Here is a 17,285-nt window from a genome sequence, read left to right as displayed (position 1 = left end):
CAAGTTTTAAAGGAGAACGAGAGGAATGACCGAAGCTTTCAATTGGAAAACTGGCGCAGATGGACATAAATTTATCGCTTCCTTTAGCGGCGGAAAGGACAGCACACTAGCCTTGTACAAAGCGATGCAGGTTGGAGAAGCCATTGGACTTATCGTAATGTTAGAAGAAGAAGGGTACCGCTCCCGGTCCCATGGCCTGCCTCCAGCGTTCTTGCAGGCTCAAGCGGAGTCCATGGGCCTGCCTCTATATACCGCAGCCTCAAGCTGGGCAGATTACGAAGAGAATTTTATGCGCCTGCTGATAAACGCTAAAAGTCAGGGAGCAGAGGCATTAGTAACCGGCGATCTGGATATGCCTGCCCACGGGTGCTGGCACGACAAGGTGACAAAAAATGCTGGATTAAAGCTAGGCATGCCTCTATGGGAAATGAATCATCGAGACGTTGTTGAAAAATTCATTCATCTTGGATTCGTTACAGTGATCGTTACAGTGAATGTATCGTTAGGCATGAAAGAGGAAGATCTAGGGCGCGTGCTGACTCTAGATTATGTGAAGGAGCTCGAAGCGCGCAGGATCGACCCCTGCGGAGAAGGTGGAGAGTTCCATACGGCCGTCATTGATGGCCCCATATTCAATAAGCCAATTTCCATAAGCAAAGGCAAAATCATTCGTAACGGGGAATATGCTTTCTTGCCACTGGAGCTCGCAACGTGAACTTGGGGTAATTGAACAACTTTTATAATGGCGTTATGATAACCCGATAGTCGCTATGTACAGATATCATAACCAAGTTTTAGGGCCATCCTCTGCGGATGGCCCTTTCTAAAAATGCTATTCCATCATTTCGTGATCTTTCTAGTCCATATCGTTCGTCACTTTCCGCAAAGCTACCATTCCGCTAAATCGATCCTGAGGAGGATAAATTAATGAAAACCATCTTATGGGCAACTCTAACCGCAAACGGCAATTACGCACAGACCAGCACCGATAACCCGCCAAAAAAGGAATCATTGGACAACTTCGCAGCACAAGCAAATGCTGCAGGTAATTTCATCGTCGGACGCAGGACGTTTGAGGAAATGACGGACCCAAGCAGAATGTCCCAAGAGGAACAGTCAAGCTCGGGCGGCCCTTTTGCAGGGCTAGACATCGTGGTTATGTCGAAGAACATCGGCACCATCCCTGGCATAACGGTGGTAAAGTCGCCTCAAGAAGCCTTGAACTATCTTAAGCAAAGGGGGCATCAAACTGCTCTTATCAGCGGTGGTGCAGAGATACAACTCGTTTCTAGAACAAGGGCTTGTAGACGAAATGATTTTTAATCTGGCGCCTGTACAATTGCTGGACTAACAGACCTCTTGGCGGCGGCGTCGTTCAACTGCATTATGCGATCAGCCGATAAATACGTGCTACCTTCATCATCACTATAGCGGACAGGATATATTTAATCAGATTCCAGGGAAACAGATTTAACTCAATGTCACTTAACCTTGAATACATCGTCATGGGGCCTGTACTTCCTAGCGATGTATTTTTTATTGTCCGAAGTCAACACGTGGTCAACGCTTCGTCTCAACATTTTCAGCGCAGAATGAATCGAGCGTTCGCTCGTATTCGTCTCGATTACCCTTGAAGAACCTACTCTTTTAGAAACCGCCTCTGGAATGAATGATTTGGCCGGTAATCCATTGGGCATCGTCGCTTGCCAGAAAAGCGATCAGCCGGGCCGCATCTTCCGGAAGACCGATCCGGCCCATCGGAAATTGCGGCAGCAGTACATTCCTCACCTCTTCGGACATCCAGCCGGTGTCGGTAGGACCCGGATCGACCGCGTTGACCGTAATGTGGAGCGGTGCCAGCTCTGCGGCCAGGGATTCGGTGAACACGGAGATGGCCCCTTTTGTAGCCGCATAGGCAAGATTGCCAGGCATAGGGCCCTTCCCTTGGCCGGAAGTGAGGTTGATGATCCGGCCGCCGAGTGCGCCATTCGAGGAACGAGCTTTGTTCTCGGCCTCGAGCATGCGGGCGAATTCAGCGGATAACATGAAGGTCCCCCTCATGTTTACAGCACAGTGCGCGTCGATAATAGAATCGGTTAGTTGGCGGAAATCAGCATCAACACTATATGTCGCATTATTGACGAGGATCGTGGGAAGACCAACCCTTTTCCGGACCTCCTCCAACAAATGAGACGCGGAACCTGGTACGGCGAGATCCAACTTCATATGTGCAGCTTGAACGCCCAATTGCCGCAGTTCTCCCGCCAAAGAATCAGGCCAATTCTCATCAGCATCCTGTGGATAAAATTCTTTATCGTAATCATACAAATGTGTAAAGAACAGGCTGGCACCATCGTTAGCCAATGCCCGGCAAATTGCAGCCCCAATACTGCCTGGACGACTCGCCCCCGTGACGATGGCAATTTTATGTTGTAATTTGGTCATTTTCGATATACCTCCCGTTAAGTGGAGACGAGAGCGCCCTTGGAGATGGATTCATCCCGCCGTTAAACAAAAAAACGGATACCTCAAGTATCCGCGCAACAGGTAGTTCGAACGGTTGCTCGCGTTCCTTGAAATGGTTGAAGATCGGCATGATGAACGAGAGCAATGGCCCTTGCCATTACCGGATTCATGCGATCAGATTCAATCAGACCATTACAAGGATGTCCACATTAGCCTGCGAGTCCCCTTTCCCCCATCTCCATATTTTGGATTATAGAATAAACATAAAGTCGCATCAAGGATTAATGTAAAATACTGCTCGATCAGCCTCAATTATTCCCTTTACGATGAATGAATCGATCCTTTACTACGTTATTTCAAGCGATTTTTTGTATACTGTAGTCGAAAAATCATACAAATTATCCTTCAAACGTTTAATTCTATGATTTCTATATGAAAATTCATACACAATTGCTCAAATTGGCAAAAACATAACGATTCAGTATGAATTTTCGAACAGAATCATTTTGGTGCAAAATTCGTATTGATAGCGTTCTCGAAATCCAGGCGGCAATCAGACACCGATGCTTGTCCTCCTTCATTTAGAACTCGTATTCGGCCTGCACAAAATTTTGACCACCCGAACATCGGACTCAAAAACTGCGAAGGTAATAAGCCAATACGATCATTGTAGTCCATGAACTGCGACTATTCTGGATGTATTGATCGTTGATAATATAAGTCCGCGTGGAAGTAGGGCTCTTCAGCCCGAACTTTTCCCACTGCGCCGGATCATTCGAGCCTCCAAGCCTTACAAGCATATTCGCCGACTCCATATTTATTTTTGCCAGAATCTGCTCGTAGGATTGGATGATTTGCTCATGAAATTCGTCGATCGGATTGCGGCTGGCCAGGCTCTCCAAGTGGATGCCTTCGCGAATGTAAGAAACGTAAGCCAGATGTCAGCCCAGAACTGGTCGATATAAAAAAGCCGTACCCGCTGCTCCGAAGGGCTCATCGGCTTCTCGCCTTTCAAAATTCCCAGCCGCTCCTCGTATAGAATACGCCGCTGATCCTCCACCATATCTGCATAACAGTTCAGTTCCTTGCGGATATGGAAGTTTTGACCCATAATAACGCGCTGAATATGCTCAGTTTTTCCACGGAGCACCGGAACTTCGAGTGCCTCATCCTGCCTAGGAGCGCGAAAGGCTTTATGAATGCCGAAGCGAAGCAACAACTCAGGGTAATCGTACCGAGAATTTTCCCTCCGCCCTTCAGTTGCAGCCCTTCTTTGACCGCAAGCGCGGATTGCAGCCCCTCCGGCAAATACTTGTTCTCCGCCACGCGGCCAGTATATTTGTCGATCAGCTCGATTTTACCGTCCCGGACGATGTAATCGACGTCTTTTTTCAATAACGATTCCGCATGCTGCGCGCAATTTAATGATGATTAACAAAATGACTATTATGGCAATCGTACAAATTGCCGCATCCCAGCAGCCCTTCTGCTTTCGCCGAGCCCGCTTCATTCAAGTAAACGTTCCGCTGGAACTCGTCGAAATTGTAATGCACATCTTGCTTCAGCTGCCTAGCCACTAATTGCCCATCATAATATATTGGCTGAAATTACATGCCGCCCTCCTAATAGTGTATCCGTAGGATATATATTACAATTATAAATGTCTGGACCCTAGGCGCAAAAATAAAACCGTTCCTCATTTGTTGGGGAACGCAGCCCTATGCATATCCGAAGAGGAGATCCCTCATATCTTCAACCGATTCTATAGGGCGGACCCTTCCAGGGCTCGTCCCAGCGGCCGAAGCGGCTTGGGGCTTGCAATTGCGCAGCAAAACATCCTTGCCCATCGAGGCTGGGTTGAGGTAGAGAGCGTGGTGGGTGAGGGCTCGGTGTTTACGATCTATTTACCGATATGAGATATGGAGGAGGATTTCCACGATGGCACCTTCACAAGAAACATTAAGAACTTGCGATCAAGGTCACCAATACTACAAAAGCAGTGACTGTCCAACCTGTCCGGTTTGTGAACAAGACATGAAACCCGACACTGGATTCCTTTCGCTTCTATCGAATCCTGCCAGACGGGCATTACAGCACCACGGGATCACCACTTTACAAAAGCTATCGGCCTATACCGAACGCGAGATATTGCAGCTGCACGGTATAGGGCCGCGTTCAATGCCAATACTTAGGGATGCTTTGCACTCCCAGGGCTTAACGTTCAAGCCTAGCGACAAAACACAAAAACTATGATACGATTTCTCGAGCTGTCTCTAACGGCAAGCTAAAAGGCACCAGCCTAGGTGCCTTCTCCAGCCTGCCCTATCTAAAAAAACCCGAAAGCAGCGGCAGCAGCCAGACGAACACTCGCGGCATCCCAATCCCCTTCAGAAAGGTCTGCATGGCTTCTGCGTTATTGCCGTCGTCGAGAAGCTTATGTACAGTCTGACTTAATTGATGATATTCGACCTTTTCCTTCTCGTCATGCACATATGACGCATCGTACATCGCTACCTTTCGTACTTTCCCGCCCAGCCGAAGGGCAGCCTCGAGCGCCAACACGGCACCCGAAGAATGGCCGTACACATACGCGGTGCCGCCTGCTACATCGATCATGGCTTCAATATCTTCGATTTCACGCTCCAGCGAATAAGGCAGCGTATTCCCGCTATCACCGCGTCCGCGTCGATCGTAATTGTAGACCGTAAAGGATGTGGCCAATACTTTGGCATCATGCACGACCGGCTTAAAAGAGCGGTAACAGGAAGCTCCCGTGATGTAAATGAGCGCCGGACCGCTGCCATAGACATCATAGGCTAAGGTTGTGCCGTCTTTTGACTGCGTTGTGTTCATAATTACGTCTACTTTCTTATTCAAGTTGAAATATAAGTTTATAGATGTTGAAGGCCAATGCGGTTTCCTTCGCTGTCTAAAAACATACCTACATACCCTGCGTGATCACCTAAATAGGTTTTATCCATAATCACTTGTCCCCCCGCTTCGGAAACCCTCGAAAGAATAATATCCAGGTTAGGACTCCCATCAATATAGACCGTAACGCCATCAGGAGAAGGCGTATGACGCGGCCCATTGACCAGGATCCCTCCATTCTGCTCTTCCTTAACCGGGAAAAAAGCGTATTCTTCATCCCCCATGTGCATCGATTTCATCTCCGTTGCTAGAATCCGCTCATAAAAGGCTTTCGCCCGTCCCATGTCAGACACGGGAATTTCCACCCAAATAAATATTCGATCCCTCATAGTTCATTCTCCATTCACTCAGAAATTTTCTTGCTATTCTATTGGACGAATGAACTTTCGTAAATTCATCGGTCCGGCAACAATTTTTCCGGTAAAACAAACCAAGTAAGCAATTGGAGATGAATCTTCGGAGTAAATAAGAAAAGCTGCTCCAAAGTCGGGAGCAGCTTCTTTGCTTCAAATGACAGAGGGGATACCGGGCTAGCCGACTTGATGGTTCGTATTCGGCATAAACGACGATTGTTCTCCATGGAAGGTTAACGTCAATGCATGCATGGCTCTTGTGCACGCAATATACAGCAGGCTTCTGTCCATATCCGTCTTATAATTCGAACCGTCAACCAATGGCACGATTACATGGTCGAACTCCAAGCCTTTTGCCATATGACATGAAGTTACCATAATTCCCTCATAGAATTGCTCGCTGCTGAAATTGAGCAGATGGATATCCCTGTGAATTTCCTTGATTTCTTGATGTACCTGCTCAGCTTGAGCCTGCGTCTTGCAAACGATGCCTAACGAGCGATGATCAGAATTCAGAAATTCCATGATCGCTTGCTTCATATCCGTCAATTCGCCGGCCCAACTTTCGGATTTTTTGATCCGGGGATGAAGGCCATGGCGTTCAATCGGAACGATCCTGCTGTTCGGGTTGATTTGTCGGGCGAAATTGATAATTTCAATCGTCGAGCGGTAGCTCTTTACTAGTTCAACTGTATCCGCTTCGGGAAAAACCTTCTGAATTTCGGTGATTGATGATGAGGAGTAGGGATTGACGGATTGGCCGCTGTCCCCCAGAATCGTCTTCTTGCAGGTGAACAGGCGGGATATTACGGCGTATTGAACGGGGGTATAGTCCTGCATTTCATCCACCAATAAATGTTTTACAGCATCGAAACTGTTCACTCCTTCTACAAGAATCTGCAAATATACAAGTGGAAAAACATCGGAAAACTCCAGCATCCTTGTTTTTTTCAGCTTGAACAATTCTGGCTGGCCAATAAAATGATAAAAATCCTTATAAATTGCAAGGAGATTCAGGGATTTAAACATCCTTTTGACAGCCGTTTTGATTTTATTAGCAGTGGCCGGCTTAATCCTATTACCATCCTCATCCCTTGCGGCTCCTGCTATGACCAAGGCTGTTTTCTCCAGCTTCTGTTTAATCGGCATGTTTCCGGAAGCCTTGTACGCGCTTAAAATATCTGCTTTGGCAATTCTCACGTTATCGATGATCAAGTCGGCAGGTATAAAATCATTGTCGCGAATATGCGCAGCAAAGCGCTCCAATTCACGCACAAAGTCCATGCTCGCTTTGTACCTGATGCGCCCAATCAAGGCTTCATTCCGCGAATCGGTCAGCTCCGTCACCTGCTCGTTGAAGGTCTGGAATTTGCAGACGTTCTTCAGCTGCCTCTCAGCCAACTCCTCAATGCCGATTTGTAATATGGTTTCTTCCCCTAGCTCCGGCAGGACGTTGGAAATATAGTTGGAAAAAACTTTGTTCGGCGAAATGATCAGAATGTTTTGAGACGTTAGCGTTCCTTTAAACCTGTACAGTAAAAAGGCGATGCGGTGCAACGCGACCGAGGTTTTTCCCGATCCGGCAACACCTTGAATGATCAGCTCGTGGGAATGCTCATTTCGGATAATGACGTTTTGTTCCTTCTGAATTGTCGCGACAATGTTTTTCATTTTTTCGTCTGACGTTTGGCTCAGTTCCTTTTGCAGCACCTCGTCACTGATATTCATGGAGCTTTCAATCATGTATTCCATGACCTGGCCTTTAATCTTAAACTGCCGTTTTAAACTGATCTCCCCTTCGACTAGTCCTGCAGGTGCCGAATAATCGGCTCTCCCGGCACTATAATCGTAAAACATACTGGCGACGGGGGAGCGCCAATCATAAATTAGATTCTCCTGGCTGTCTTCTTCGTTGAAGGCGTGTACCCCAATATAGTAAGCGTCTCCCTTCGCGTGTCCGTCGGGAATGAAATCCACTCTTCCGAAGTAAGGGGCTTCCACTAATTTTCTGAGTTTTCTCTGTTTATCGACAGCCTTTTCCCCATGATCGATAGCGAGCGAAATGTCGACCCGGTTGGCCGCTCTTTCCGCCGGATCAAGTCCAGCCATGTGATCCCAGACGTACTTTTTTGCTTCAATAACTTCATGACGGGTTGTGCTTATTTTGTTTTCCAAGCGTTCAATCGCTTTTTGCAGCCTGGACACCATTGTGCTTAGATATGCCCTTTCTTCCGCTTCCGTTTGATTCACGGCCATCCTTATCCCTCTTTTCCCTTGATTTCACTCCAAAGTATAGAGAAATTGGAAGAAAAATATAGACTTATATTTACCTTTGTAGTATTATATTTTTATCGTGGCTCCAAAAATAGGGTTACGAATATACCCGATATTGCGTAAAAAACCAAGCTCCTGAGCATCAGGGCTTGGTTTTCTTGTTATTATCTAATCCTTCTTGTTGTGGCTGAGCGCTTACCAAATGGAATTCGTTAGTCACACATATCTGTTACGCAGCCTATCAAGACCGGTCTACGTATGCTGATCTTGTGTCCCCCGGCTAAAAGCTTTAGCGATAATGCCTACGATGAAGCCCCATACCGCATTTGTCACAAAGACACTAACAATGGCAAAGGGGTTCGTCAACGGGCCTTGCAGTTTCCCAGTGAGAATGGGGGAGACAATCCCGCTCAGAAGAATGGCGAACAGCGCATAGCTCAGGCCCGCGCCAATCAGAATGCCGACAGGGTGAGTAACCCGCTTCACCAATACGATAACAAGCCAAACCAAGGAGATCAGGACAGTCATCAGAATGCTGCCGAATTGCTGACCAATCAAGTCCATGACCCCAGTCATTTTCATTACAGGCCTGACAAGCGCCAACGCGCCTAACCCTATGATCAAAAGCTTGTTTTCCTTCATAATATCTTTGGTACTCATTTCTATCACTCCGTTTAAATGAATTAGGATCGGTTGAACCCACTATAACGAAGAAATGTTGCAATCTTATTGCGAACTTATTCGATTACTATAATTTTTAAGGAGTTGCTGAACACTCAGGGTATACTAATATGGGGGAGTTGAGATTATGGCTGAGCATATTTTATTGGTGGATGATGAGGAGAAGGTACTTGAATTCATAAGCTCCTTTTTACAAGGAGAGGGCTACCATATCACAACCGCACATACAGGAATAGAGGCTCTTGCCATAGCAAAGCAGACGAAGCCGGCAGTAATCGTACTCGATTGGATGATGCCCGGGATGAACGGTCTTGACGTGTGCCGTGAATTGCGGAAGAACAGCAAGGTTGGCATTATTATGGTTACGGCCAAGTCGGATGAGATTGACAAGATCATAGGTCTCGAATCGGGGGCGGATGATTACATTATCAAACCGTTTTCTTTAAGGGAGTTATTAGCACGCATTCGCGCAGTTATTCGCAGATTAAACGACAGTCCGTCAGCGGAAGACCATTTGGTCAGAGGAGATTTGATCATATCCGCTTCACAGTATCGAGTGTGGAAGCAAGGGGTCGAGGTAGAAATGACACCCACTGAATTCAAGCTCTTGCTGACGCTAGCCGCCAAACCCGGTATTGTATACAGTCGGCTTCAATTATTGAATGCGGCGTTGGACGATGATTTCATCAATGTGGAACGAACAGTGGACGCCCATATTAGCCGGTTGCGGAAAAAGATTGAGGATGATATAACAAACCCAAAATACATCCAAACCGTGTATGGATTCGGTTATCGATTCGGAGGCGTATAGTGAGATTTCATCTAAAAATATTTCTGACTATGGCTTCGGCTATTGTAGGGATCAGCATCATTTTTGTACTGCTGACACACTTGATTGTGTCCCGCTCCATTGAAGCCGTCATCCAGGAAGCAAGAGGCAGTGAGGTGTCTCTCATTGCCTCGGAACTAGAGAATTATTATTTGCGCCACAATCAATCATGGGAGGAAATCGAACAGTCTGATCTGCGGCTGTCCGTTCATCAGAAGAGCTCCTCCGTCCTCGTGATGGACAATCATCATCAGGTGATCCTGCAGCAGGGCGATTCGCCAATGAAATTAGTAACCCGTCTTGGGGTCAAGCATACCATTCTTGTTCAAGGAAAATCCGCCGGCTATTTTTATTACTACGACCCGGAGATCGCAAGTTTTAATAAAATCTTGATCGGCATTCCGATATCCGTTGTTATTGTCATAAGCGTTAGCGGTTTGTTGCTTCTATTGGTTGCACTTATTATTGCTTATCAATTATCGAAGTGGCTTGCATCCCCGCTGAAGAAGCTTCTACCATCCATTGAGCGGCTAGGTCAAGGAGAGCTTGGCATACAAGCCGATGTGAAAGTTCAGGATGAATATGGGCAAATAGCCAGCGCATTCAATTTGATGTCGGCAGAACTGCAAAAAGCGGAGAAACTACGCAGGAATATGAGTGCGGATATCGCTCATGAGCTTAGAACACCTCTCACCATTATTGGAGGGAAGATGGATGAACTGCAGCAGCGAGGTCAGCCTGTCCCCCCGGAGATGCTGCTGCCGCTGCAAGATGAGCTCATTCGTCTGAATCGGTTAGTCGAGGAATTAAGAACATTATCCCTGGCGGAAGCAGGGCAGCTCCATATAAACAAAGTGGAGACGGATATGGCAGATTTGGCACAGCAGCTGTGCGCTGTCTTAGAGCCTCTTGCAGATGAAAAGAATATTGCGATTCATCTGGAGGTCTTAACACAACAAACAAACCTGCTTGTAGATCCTAATCGAATCCGACAGGTGTTGTTGAATTTGCTTACCAATGCCATTCGCTATACACCAAATCAGGGAACTATATGGATACGCGTGCTCAATACAGACGATCAATGGCTGAATATTATCGTGGAGGATACCGGGATCGGTATAGCTGCCGAACATTTGCCGCATCTATTCGATCGCTTCTACCGTACCGATGACGCTCGTTCGAGAGCGCGCGGAGGTAGCGGCCTGGGGCTTGCAATTGCCAAGCAATATGTAAGATCCCATCAGGGAACAATTAAGGTGGAGAGTCAGGAGAATCAAGGGACACGTTTTACGATTCAACTGCCTTACGCAAATGCGTAAATTGCCTCCTTTGCAAAGTCATTTCCGAACCATTTGAGCTTTGCTGCTGCAACCCGATTACATCATATTCGTGACTAAAACCAAGACCCCTTTGGAGGGGTCCTTTCCATTTTAAAGAGTATCATACACGTCAGCCATCATTTCATACTTATCCGTATTTGCCATTCCTATCTCTCCAATCTACCCTAATACAAAAACTAAGACGAGTGTTAGTATTGTCCCAGCAGACCTTTCTTCATGGCTGTTTTTTCGCAGCGATGAAATACAACGAGCCCCACAATTAGATAGACCAGCGAGTTCAAGATTAAGACCGCATAGTCTGCCAATGGCAGCTGTGTCAACGTCAGATCCTCCATCATCACCGTTCTTACCATATTCACTCCTTTGACGAACGGGGCAAACGCTAGAAACGGAGCTACTGTTAACGGAACAAAGACAAGCCCCATCAATACAAATTGGAAAATTTGCAGAAATGCCTCAATTTGTTTCACGATAACAGCCAGGCCAGCAATCATGAAGCTGACACCCACCATACTTATCATTGTAATTGCAATAATTGGAATTGTCGTCATGGGATTAAGATTTAACCACTGTCCAGAGGTAAGCATCGCAGCAAACAGCAAGATGACCATAATAACCGACTGTAGGCCAAATTGCCCGATGATGCGTGTAAGCATGATTTTCCATACCCCCATTGGAGACATATATATCTGTTCTAACGTTCCGCGCGTGGCCTCTGTGACCACCGAATAACCAATGAAATTCATCGTCATCATCGTTAAGCTCCAGAAGGCTACACTTACAATCGAATATTGCACATTCGCATCAAAGCTTGCTGGATCACCGATGAACATAATTCCAAAGAATGCAGCCAAAAAAATAATATAAAAAGTGAAAACCAACGCAAGGGTATTCGGCAAATAGCGTTTCAGTTCGATATATTCCTTACGAAAATTAGCACTCAATAAGTGTAGCCATTTCATGGTTCTTCCCTCCCTTTACAATCTGAATAAACACTTGCTCGAAGTCGATAGTTATACGGTCAATACTTTCCACAATGGTACCTTCCTCTTTTAGAAGATCAAACAACTCGTAGATGTCCTGACTGTGCTCTAAATTAACTTCCACGATGCTCTCATGGAGACTTGCTTTATATATACTTAAAGGGAATCGGCTGCACAGCTTACTCTCCTGTTCCAAGCTTAACTGCTGACCCAGCTTAATCGAATACGCTCTGGTTTCAAATAGCTTAAGCAAATTCTCCACCCTGTCATCGATGACCACTCCACCTTTATTGATAATAATGGCCCGATCACATAGCTCCTGAACGACGGGCATATCATGGGAGCTAATGATAATCGTACGTTGTTCTTCCTTAACGATTGTCTTTAGAATTTCACGCAATTCATAACTAACCTCAACATCTAGGCCGAGAGTTGGCTCATCCAGCAAGATGACATCCGTATTCGCTAATAGGGCTACTGCGATGGCCAATTTTTGTTGCATCCCTCGAGATAATCCATTGACCAGCTCATTCTCCTTGTCCTTCAGGTTGAATTGCTCTAATAATTTATCCGCTTGATCGGCAACCTGCTTCCGAGAATAACCGCGGTTACCCGCAAAATACTCCAGGTTCTCCCGAACGGTAAGGCGCCAATATAAATTACGGTTCCCCTCTAATACAGCACTAATATGCTCTAGAGCTCTAAGCCTCTTCTTGCTGATATCTAGACCATTAATGGAGATAGAACCCGCATCCGATTCCAACAAACCACAGAGCATCTTGATCGTTGATGTCTTCCCAGCCCCATTGGGTCCTAATAAGCCGACAACCTCACCACGGTTCACAGTGAAAGAAACATCGCGGACCGCATGGATTTTCTCTTTCATTTTTCTTCTTCCGTACGCTTTGCTGATGCCTCGTACTTCAATAATTTTGTCCACCTCACAACCATCCTCTCCGAACGAAATTAAAAAGGTGATGCCATTGTTACCTTCATTGTATTTTTGTATATTCGTTTCTTGAACTGGCTCCAGATGGAAATGACCTCCGTCTGAGGAAGGAGATTGGTGTTGTAAAAGAGATATTAATTCAGGCCTGCAAAAGAGGATTTTGTATCATCACTATTGAACATGATATTTCTGTGCACGGATTGCAAGGTGCTATCCTCTAACATCCCTTATAGTAAGCTTTGAAAGGAGGATCTGGATGGATTGGCTGAGCCGCATGAATAGCGCAATGGAATATGTCGAAACACATTTATCTGAAGAAATTGAATACGAACAAGTAGCTAGAATCGCCTGTTGCTCCACTTATCATTTTCAACGCATGTTTTCGTTTATAACTGGCTTGCCACTTTCGGAGTATATTCGCCGCAGGAGGCTGACCCTTGCCGCATTCGAGCTGCAACAAAGCAATGCAAAAGTAATCGACATCGCTTTGAAATATGGTTACGAATCGCCCGAGGCATTTTCCAGAGCGTTCAAAAAATTACACGGAGTGATGCCTAGTTCTGCGCGTGACAAAGGCATTGAACTCAAGGCCTATCCCCGGTTATCCTTTCATATTTCGATTCGAGGAGATGTGGAGATGAACTATAAAATCGAGGATAAACAAGCTTTTGACATGTTCGGCATTTCTACTGTAATCAATGCCAATAAAGATTTCTTAGAGCAACCGTTTAGTGAAATCCCTAAATTTTGGACCAAGTGTGTATCCGACGGAACTATAGATCGTATCCGTGCCGCCGCAGGCTTGGGAGAATGCCAGCTCCACGGGGTATTATATAATAGCCAGGGTGAGAAATTCTCCTACATGATCGGTTACTTCCTACCCCAAAGTGGCCTGCCCGAGGGGTTTGAACAACTTCAAATCCCCCTACAAACTTATGCGATCTTCTCAACTGGCCTCTACCCTGACGGACAGAGCGGGATTCATGATTTGTGGAGAAGAATTTGGGGGGAATGGTTCCCAAGCTCTAATTACGAATTCGCAAACGGACACGAATTTGAAATGACTTACGATCGAGGCAACAACATGTATGAGATGGAAATTTGGATCCCTGTCGTTAAGAAGCTTAATGCTTAGAAAACAGAGAGCAACACAAGTGCCTGTCACTACGTGTTGCTCTCTTCTTTATAGTATAAAATCACACATACTAAAGATGGGAACGAGAGGAAGATTTAGGGCGCGTGTTGATTCTGGATTATGTACAGGAGCTTACAAAGGGTTAGATCATTCGCAACGGAGAGTATGCTTTCCAGCCATTGGAGCTAGTTTTTAAGAACAAAGAATAAGCACGAACGATCTGGGTTAAGGTCGTTCGTGCTTAAGAGATGGTATTTTTGTTTAACACTCGATCAGCTAAATCATTGACTATCTAATGAACCCGGATAACTAGGTTCAGGTTTATTCTCGCCGTCGAAGTCAGCTTGAATGATATGATTAACCTCGTCCAATATGGCCTCGTAGCTAGTTTCCAATGAAATTGCAATCTCATGAAACAAAATCTGCTGAGTGGAGATTAGCAAATTCTGATCTTGTTGGCTAAACTTTTTATTGTTTAGTTCAACCTTTAGCTTTTGTCGCATTAGAGTATTAATAATTTTTGCAATTTCCTCCCTATTACCTGTATTAACGATTTTGGAATAGGTATGATTCCGTTCCGTATTTTTTTCTATCCAATGAATACCTGGCAATTTAAAGGATTGAATAATTTTCTCTGCTTCATCCCTTTTAATAAGATCTAACATAAGTATGGACTTGTTATCTACTGGAATACTGATTTTTAAACTAGCAGCATGCAGCGGATGTAAATCATAATAATACCTTGATACGCCTGAAATTTCTTTTTCACTTATACTATCGATTCGGCATATGCCATGTCCTGAATATATAATCAATTCACCCACTTCAAACAATGCAGTCGCCCCCTCGCGATCGTCAACTAAGATGACAATATAATTCTATTATACCATATTGTCATCTTAGTTGACGATGAACAAACGCTTTTGTATATTGGATGAGAATTATATTGAAAGGAATGAATAGATTGGGTTCAGAATCACAGAACTTTGACTTGATAGACTTGATTAGCGAGCGCCATGTCCTACTCCGCAACTTAAATAGCCAGTTGTGGAATGATAGTCATGAGTTATATATATCTAATTCGGAATGGTTTATTATGGCAAGAATCTACAAGAAGCAGCCAACGATATCCTATGTAACGAAACAGGCAGGCATTTCCCGGCAGGCCACTCATAAATTCATTAAAAATCTGGAATCCAAGGGATTAGTTGAAATTAGCAAGGCACAACATAACAATAAAGATAAATGCATACGATTAACAAAATTGGGCGAAGAATGTTTTGAAAAAAGAGAGGTCATCAAAGCAACACTTGAGGCAAAAATCATCAAAACGATCGGGGTTGAACAAGCAACTCAGCTTAAGAAGATTTTACAGTCCGATTGGGGACTATAGTGAAACAATCGCTTAAATATGCCGGCTCTAGCCATCAACCTCGGATATCTTCAGGAAGATCACATCAATATATTCTTGCTTGTGAGGGTTTAATTATAATGAAAATTACCCAGCAACATTAGCAGACGAGGTGGGTGTGACACATCATACGATTTTATCCCTTGAAAAAGAAGATTATTCACCATCTTGGTAGCCTTTCGTATTGGGGGAATATGGATGAAAGCAATTGTTCAGGCTCAATATGGTCCACCAGAAGTGCTTCAGTTAAAGAATGTTGAGAAACCAACCGCCTTAGCGAATCAAGTGCTTATCAAAGTACGCGCTACATCGTTAAACAAAGGAAACATAGTCTTACTGCGAGGCAAACCATTTCTAGCACGTTTAGCATTTGGTTTAACAAAGCCCAAATTCGCAGTGCAAGGTGGGGATATGGCTGGAGTAGTTGAGGCAGTCGGAAAGGATGTCCAGCATTTCAAAGCTGGGGATGAAGTGTATGGTGATATGTCGGCCTTTGGCTGGGGAGCTTTTGCTGAATATGTAACTGTTCCTGAAACTGGGATCGTTTTAAAACCCAGAAATCTTTCTTTTGAGGAAGCTGCTGCCGTTCCGATGGCAGGGTTAACGGGATTACAGGGGCTAAAGAAAGGAAACATCAAGCGAGGAGACAAAGTCCTTATTAGCGGAGCGTCAGGCGGTGTTGGAACGTTCGCCGTACAAATTGCCAAAGCCTATGGTGCCTTTGTTACTGCGATATGCAGTACAAGAAACGTAGAATTGGCGCATTCACTAGGGGCAGATGAGGTCATTGATTACACTCAGGAGGATATTACCGATCACGAAGAACAGTATGACTTAATTATTGCGGTGAACGGCTATTATCCACTATCTGTCTATAAACGTGCGTTACGTCCGAACGGAAGATACGTGATGGTTGGAGGATCTGATAAGCAGTTAAACGAAGCGATGTTTTTTGCACCATGGCTCTCCATGACAGGGAATAAGAAAATGACAACTCTGTTGCAGAGGGCTAATCAAACCGATTTAGAGGAACTAAAGAAGTGGATTGAAGAAGGCAAAGTCAAACCTGTAATTGATGCGAGCTATCCGCTTCACGATATTCAACAAGCTTTTCGATATTTGGAAGAAGGCCATGCGAAAGGGAAAGTTGTTATTTCGGTTTGACCTACGTTGAAAGACTGAGGGGCAGCCCCCCTTACCTGCCTAAGCCCCTGAAGCAAGAAAGCCAAGGAACCTGTCCCCATGGCTCTCCTGGCTCTCATTATTTTAATGGATTTGTTCAACCGCACCCCCGCCGATTACAAAGAGCCCCCTGGAGCCGTCCAAAAGGGCTGTTCTTCTTACGGTTACAGTGATTCGCCTTCTGTCGCGGCAGCTTCGGACGGCTTCATCAAGCCTTGAACAGCGCCCAGAAATGGGCGTATGGATTTGATCATGCCGTATCCTAACTTCACGACCGGGATAAATCGCTGGATCATGCCGAACAGCTTCATGCCGCTGCCCAGCGCACCGCCGAGCGCTCCCGCAGCAGCGCCGGTGCCGCCTAATCCCCCGAACAGCGAGCCTAAAATCGGCAGAAAAGCCGATATCCGGGCGTCCGGCTTGCGTGAGCGGGAACGCGCGGAGGGCTTGCGCGCACCGCTTCGCCGGCTGCGGGAACGATTGATCGAGGCATGGGAGCCAGCTCTGCGCTGCTTAGGCCGGGAGCCTTGCTTCCTGGATGAGGTGCTCGGCTGAGCTCCGGCGCTGGCCAGCGTCAAGCCGCTGCTATCGACGTCAGTAATGTAGCCAACGTAGGTCTTACCACTATGCAGAGTGATGCATACCGGCTGACCCTGTAAATATTTGGCCCGCCCGAGCACCTCTTTGGATTGTGCCATGGAAGTTTCACCTCGCTCACTGGTTATGGTTCATTGTACGCCAGGCGCGGGCT

General features: G+C 45.7%; 18 protein-coding genes and 1 pseudogene. 9 read left to right on the top strand and 10 right to left on the bottom strand.

All coding sequences use genetic code 11. From position 1 onward, the window contains the following. Positions 1–25 precede the first annotated feature (25 nt). Complete coding sequence (locus tag GNP95_RS22665; protein WP_155613103.1) at positions 26–715, top strand: Dph6-related ATP pyrophosphatase; 690 nt, start codon at positions 26–28, stop codon at positions 713–715. Positions 716–927: 212 nt separating this feature from the next. Next, complete coding sequence (locus GNP95_RS22660; protein WP_230873963.1) at positions 928–1,323, top strand: hypothetical protein; 396 nt, start codon at positions 928–930, stop codon at positions 1,321–1,323. Positions 1,324–1,647: 324 nt separating this feature from the next. On the opposite strand, the gene GNP95_RS22655 is transcribed toward GNP95_RS22660, so the two are convergent. Continuing rightward, complete coding sequence (locus tag GNP95_RS22655; protein ID WP_155613102.1) at positions 1,648–2,445, bottom strand: SDR family oxidoreductase; 798 nt, start codon at positions 2,443–2,445, stop codon at positions 1,648–1,650. Positions 2,446–3,072: 627 nt separating this feature from the next. Further along, positions 3,073–4,043: pseudogene (locus GNP95_RS22650) on the bottom strand (preprotein translocase subunit SecA); the annotation flags it as partial. Positions 4,044–4,166: 123 nt separating this feature from the next. On the opposite strand from GNP95_RS22650, the gene GNP95_RS22645 reads away from it, so the two are divergent. Further along, complete coding sequence (locus GNP95_RS22645; protein ID WP_330163580.1) at positions 4,167–4,382, top strand: ATP-binding protein; 216 nt, start codon at positions 4,167–4,169, stop codon at positions 4,380–4,382. A 22-nt stretch (positions 4,383–4,404) separates the two neighbouring features. Continuing rightward, complete coding sequence (locus GNP95_RS22640; protein WP_155613101.1) at positions 4,405–4,719, top strand: RNA polymerase alpha subunit C-terminal domain-containing protein; 315 nt, start codon at positions 4,405–4,407, stop codon at positions 4,717–4,719. Positions 4,720–4,788: 69 nt separating this feature from the next. On the opposite strand, the gene GNP95_RS22635 is transcribed toward GNP95_RS22640, so the two are convergent. The 4 genes from GNP95_RS22635 to GNP95_RS22620 form a co-directional block, all read right to left on the bottom strand. Then, positions 4,789–5,319: an alpha/beta fold hydrolase gene (locus GNP95_RS22635; RefSeq protein WP_230873961.1), complete on the bottom strand. Its 531-nt coding sequence runs from the start codon at positions 5,317–5,319 to the stop codon at positions 4,789–4,791. A gap of 38 nt (positions 5,320–5,357) precedes the next feature. Next, positions 5,358–5,726: a VOC family protein gene (locus GNP95_RS22630; protein WP_155613100.1), complete on the bottom strand. Its 369-nt coding sequence runs from the start codon at positions 5,724–5,726 to the stop codon at positions 5,358–5,360. A 201-nt stretch (positions 5,727–5,927) separates the two neighbouring features. After that, a complete protein-coding gene (locus tag GNP95_RS22625) occupies positions 5,928–8,006 on the bottom strand; it encodes a HelD family protein (protein ID WP_155613099.1) in 2,079 nt (692 codons plus the stop codon). Positions 8,007–8,276: 270 nt separating this feature from the next. Next, complete coding sequence (locus GNP95_RS22620; protein ID WP_155613098.1) at positions 8,277–8,684, bottom strand: hypothetical protein; 408 nt, start codon at positions 8,682–8,684, stop codon at positions 8,277–8,279. A gap of 148 nt (positions 8,685–8,832) precedes the next feature. On the opposite strand from GNP95_RS22620, the gene GNP95_RS22615 reads away from it, so the two are divergent. Further along, entirely contained in the window at positions 8,833–9,516 is a 684-nt protein-coding gene (locus GNP95_RS22615) for a response regulator transcription factor (RefSeq protein WP_155613097.1), read from the top strand. Further along, the gene (locus GNP95_RS22610; RefSeq protein ID WP_155613096.1) at positions 9,516–10,853 is read left to right on the top strand and encodes a sensor histidine kinase; all 1,338 of its coding nucleotides are present in this window, start codon (positions 9,516–9,518) and stop codon (positions 10,851–10,853) included. Before GNP95_RS22615 ends, GNP95_RS22610 begins: the two co-directional genes overlap by 1 nt. Positions 10,854–11,062: 209 nt before the next feature. Here GNP95_RS22610 and GNP95_RS22605 read toward each other — a convergent pair whose 3' ends face one another. Together GNP95_RS22605 and GNP95_RS22600 are read right to left on the bottom strand one after the other, a co-directional pair. Next, positions 11,063–11,836, bottom strand: coding sequence for an ABC transporter permease (locus GNP95_RS22605; RefSeq protein ID WP_155613095.1), 774 nt, complete (start codon positions 11,834–11,836; stop codon positions 11,063–11,065). After that, positions 11,808–12,797, bottom strand: coding sequence for an ABC transporter ATP-binding protein (locus tag GNP95_RS22600; protein ID WP_330163579.1), 990 nt, complete (start codon positions 12,795–12,797; stop codon positions 11,808–11,810). The genes GNP95_RS22605 and GNP95_RS22600 overlap by 29 nt, the downstream gene beginning before the upstream one ends. A gap of 265 nt (positions 12,798–13,062) precedes the next feature. Between GNP95_RS22600 and GNP95_RS22595 the strand changes: the two genes are divergently transcribed. Next, a complete protein-coding gene (locus tag GNP95_RS22595) occupies positions 13,063–13,941 on the top strand; it encodes an AraC family transcriptional regulator (protein WP_155613094.1) in 879 nt (292 codons plus the stop codon). 281 nt (positions 13,942–14,222) lie between these two features. Here GNP95_RS22595 and GNP95_RS22590 read toward each other — a convergent pair whose 3' ends face one another. Further along, on the bottom strand, positions 14,223–14,765 hold the full coding sequence (locus GNP95_RS22590; protein ID WP_330163591.1) for a CarD family transcriptional regulator: 543 nt from the start codon (positions 14,763–14,765) through the stop codon (positions 14,223–14,225). 131 nt (positions 14,766–14,896) lie between these two features. On the opposite strand from GNP95_RS22590, the gene GNP95_RS22585 reads away from it, so the two are divergent. Both GNP95_RS22585 and GNP95_RS22580 read left to right on the top strand, forming a co-directional pair. Further along, complete coding sequence (locus GNP95_RS22585) at positions 14,897–15,334, top strand: MarR family winged helix-turn-helix transcriptional regulator (protein WP_230873971.1); 438 nt, start codon at positions 14,897–14,899, stop codon at positions 15,332–15,334. Positions 15,335–15,550: 216 nt separating this feature from the next. Next, a complete protein-coding gene (locus GNP95_RS22580; protein WP_155613092.1) occupies positions 15,551–16,516 on the top strand; it encodes an NAD(P)-dependent alcohol dehydrogenase in 966 nt (321 codons plus the stop codon). A 182-nt stretch (positions 16,517–16,698) separates the two neighbouring features. On the opposite strand, the gene GNP95_RS22575 is transcribed toward GNP95_RS22580, so the two are convergent. After that, entirely contained in the window at positions 16,699–17,232 is a 534-nt protein-coding gene (locus GNP95_RS22575; protein WP_155613091.1) for a hypothetical protein, read from the bottom strand. Positions 17,233–17,285 lie beyond the last annotated feature (53 nt).

Source organism: Paenibacillus woosongensis, from assembly GCF_009725165.1.
GTDB classification, from domain to species: Bacteria; Bacillota; Bacilli; order Paenibacillales; family Paenibacillaceae; genus Fontibacillus; species Fontibacillus woosongensis.
Note: the sequence above shows the minus strand (reverse complement) of the source record. Positions and strands in the feature narration are given on the sequence as shown.

Coding starts and splice junctions, on each gene's coding strand:
- GNP95_RS22630 (WP_155613100.1), bottom strand. CDS start 5,726: ATGAGGGATCGAATATTTATTTGGGTGGAAATTCCCGTGTCTGACATG.
- GNP95_RS22605 (WP_155613095.1), bottom strand. CDS start 11,836: ATGAAATGGCTACACTTATTGAGTGCTAATTTTCGTAAGGAATATATC.
- GNP95_RS22625 (WP_155613099.1), bottom strand. CDS start 8,006: ATGGCCGTGAATCAAACGGAAGCGGAAGAAAGGGCATATCTAAGCACA.
- GNP95_RS22615 (WP_155613097.1), top strand. CDS start 8,833: ATGGCTGAGCATATTTTATTGGTGGATGATGAGGAGAAGGTACTTGAA.
- GNP95_RS22585 (WP_230873971.1), top strand. CDS start 14,897: ATGAATAGATTGGGTTCAGAATCACAGAACTTTGACTTGATAGACTTG.
- GNP95_RS22655 (WP_155613102.1), bottom strand. CDS start 2,445: ATGACCAAATTACAACATAAAATTGCCATCGTCACGGGGGCGAGTCGT.
- GNP95_RS22620 (WP_155613098.1), bottom strand. CDS start 8,684: ATGAGTACCAAAGATATTATGAAGGAAAACAAGCTTTTGATCATAGGG.
- GNP95_RS22660 (WP_230873963.1), top strand. CDS start 928: ATGAAAACCATCTTATGGGCAACTCTAACCGCAAACGGCAATTACGCA.
- GNP95_RS22635 (WP_230873961.1), bottom strand. CDS start 5,319: ATGAACACAACGCAGTCAAAAGACGGCACAACCTTAGCCTATGATGTC.
- GNP95_RS22665 (WP_155613103.1), top strand. CDS start 26: ATGACCGAAGCTTTCAATTGGAAAACTGGCGCAGATGGACATAAATTT.
- GNP95_RS22575 (WP_155613091.1), bottom strand. CDS start 17,232: ATGGCACAATCCAAAGAGGTGCTCGGGCGGGCCAAATATTTACAGGGT.
- GNP95_RS22640 (WP_155613101.1), top strand. CDS start 4,405: ATGGCACCTTCACAAGAAACATTAAGAACTTGCGATCAAGGTCACCAA.
- GNP95_RS22580 (WP_155613092.1), top strand. CDS start 15,551: ATGAAAGCAATTGTTCAGGCTCAATATGGTCCACCAGAAGTGCTTCAG.
- GNP95_RS22595 (WP_155613094.1), top strand. CDS start 13,063: ATGGATTGGCTGAGCCGCATGAATAGCGCAATGGAATATGTCGAAACA.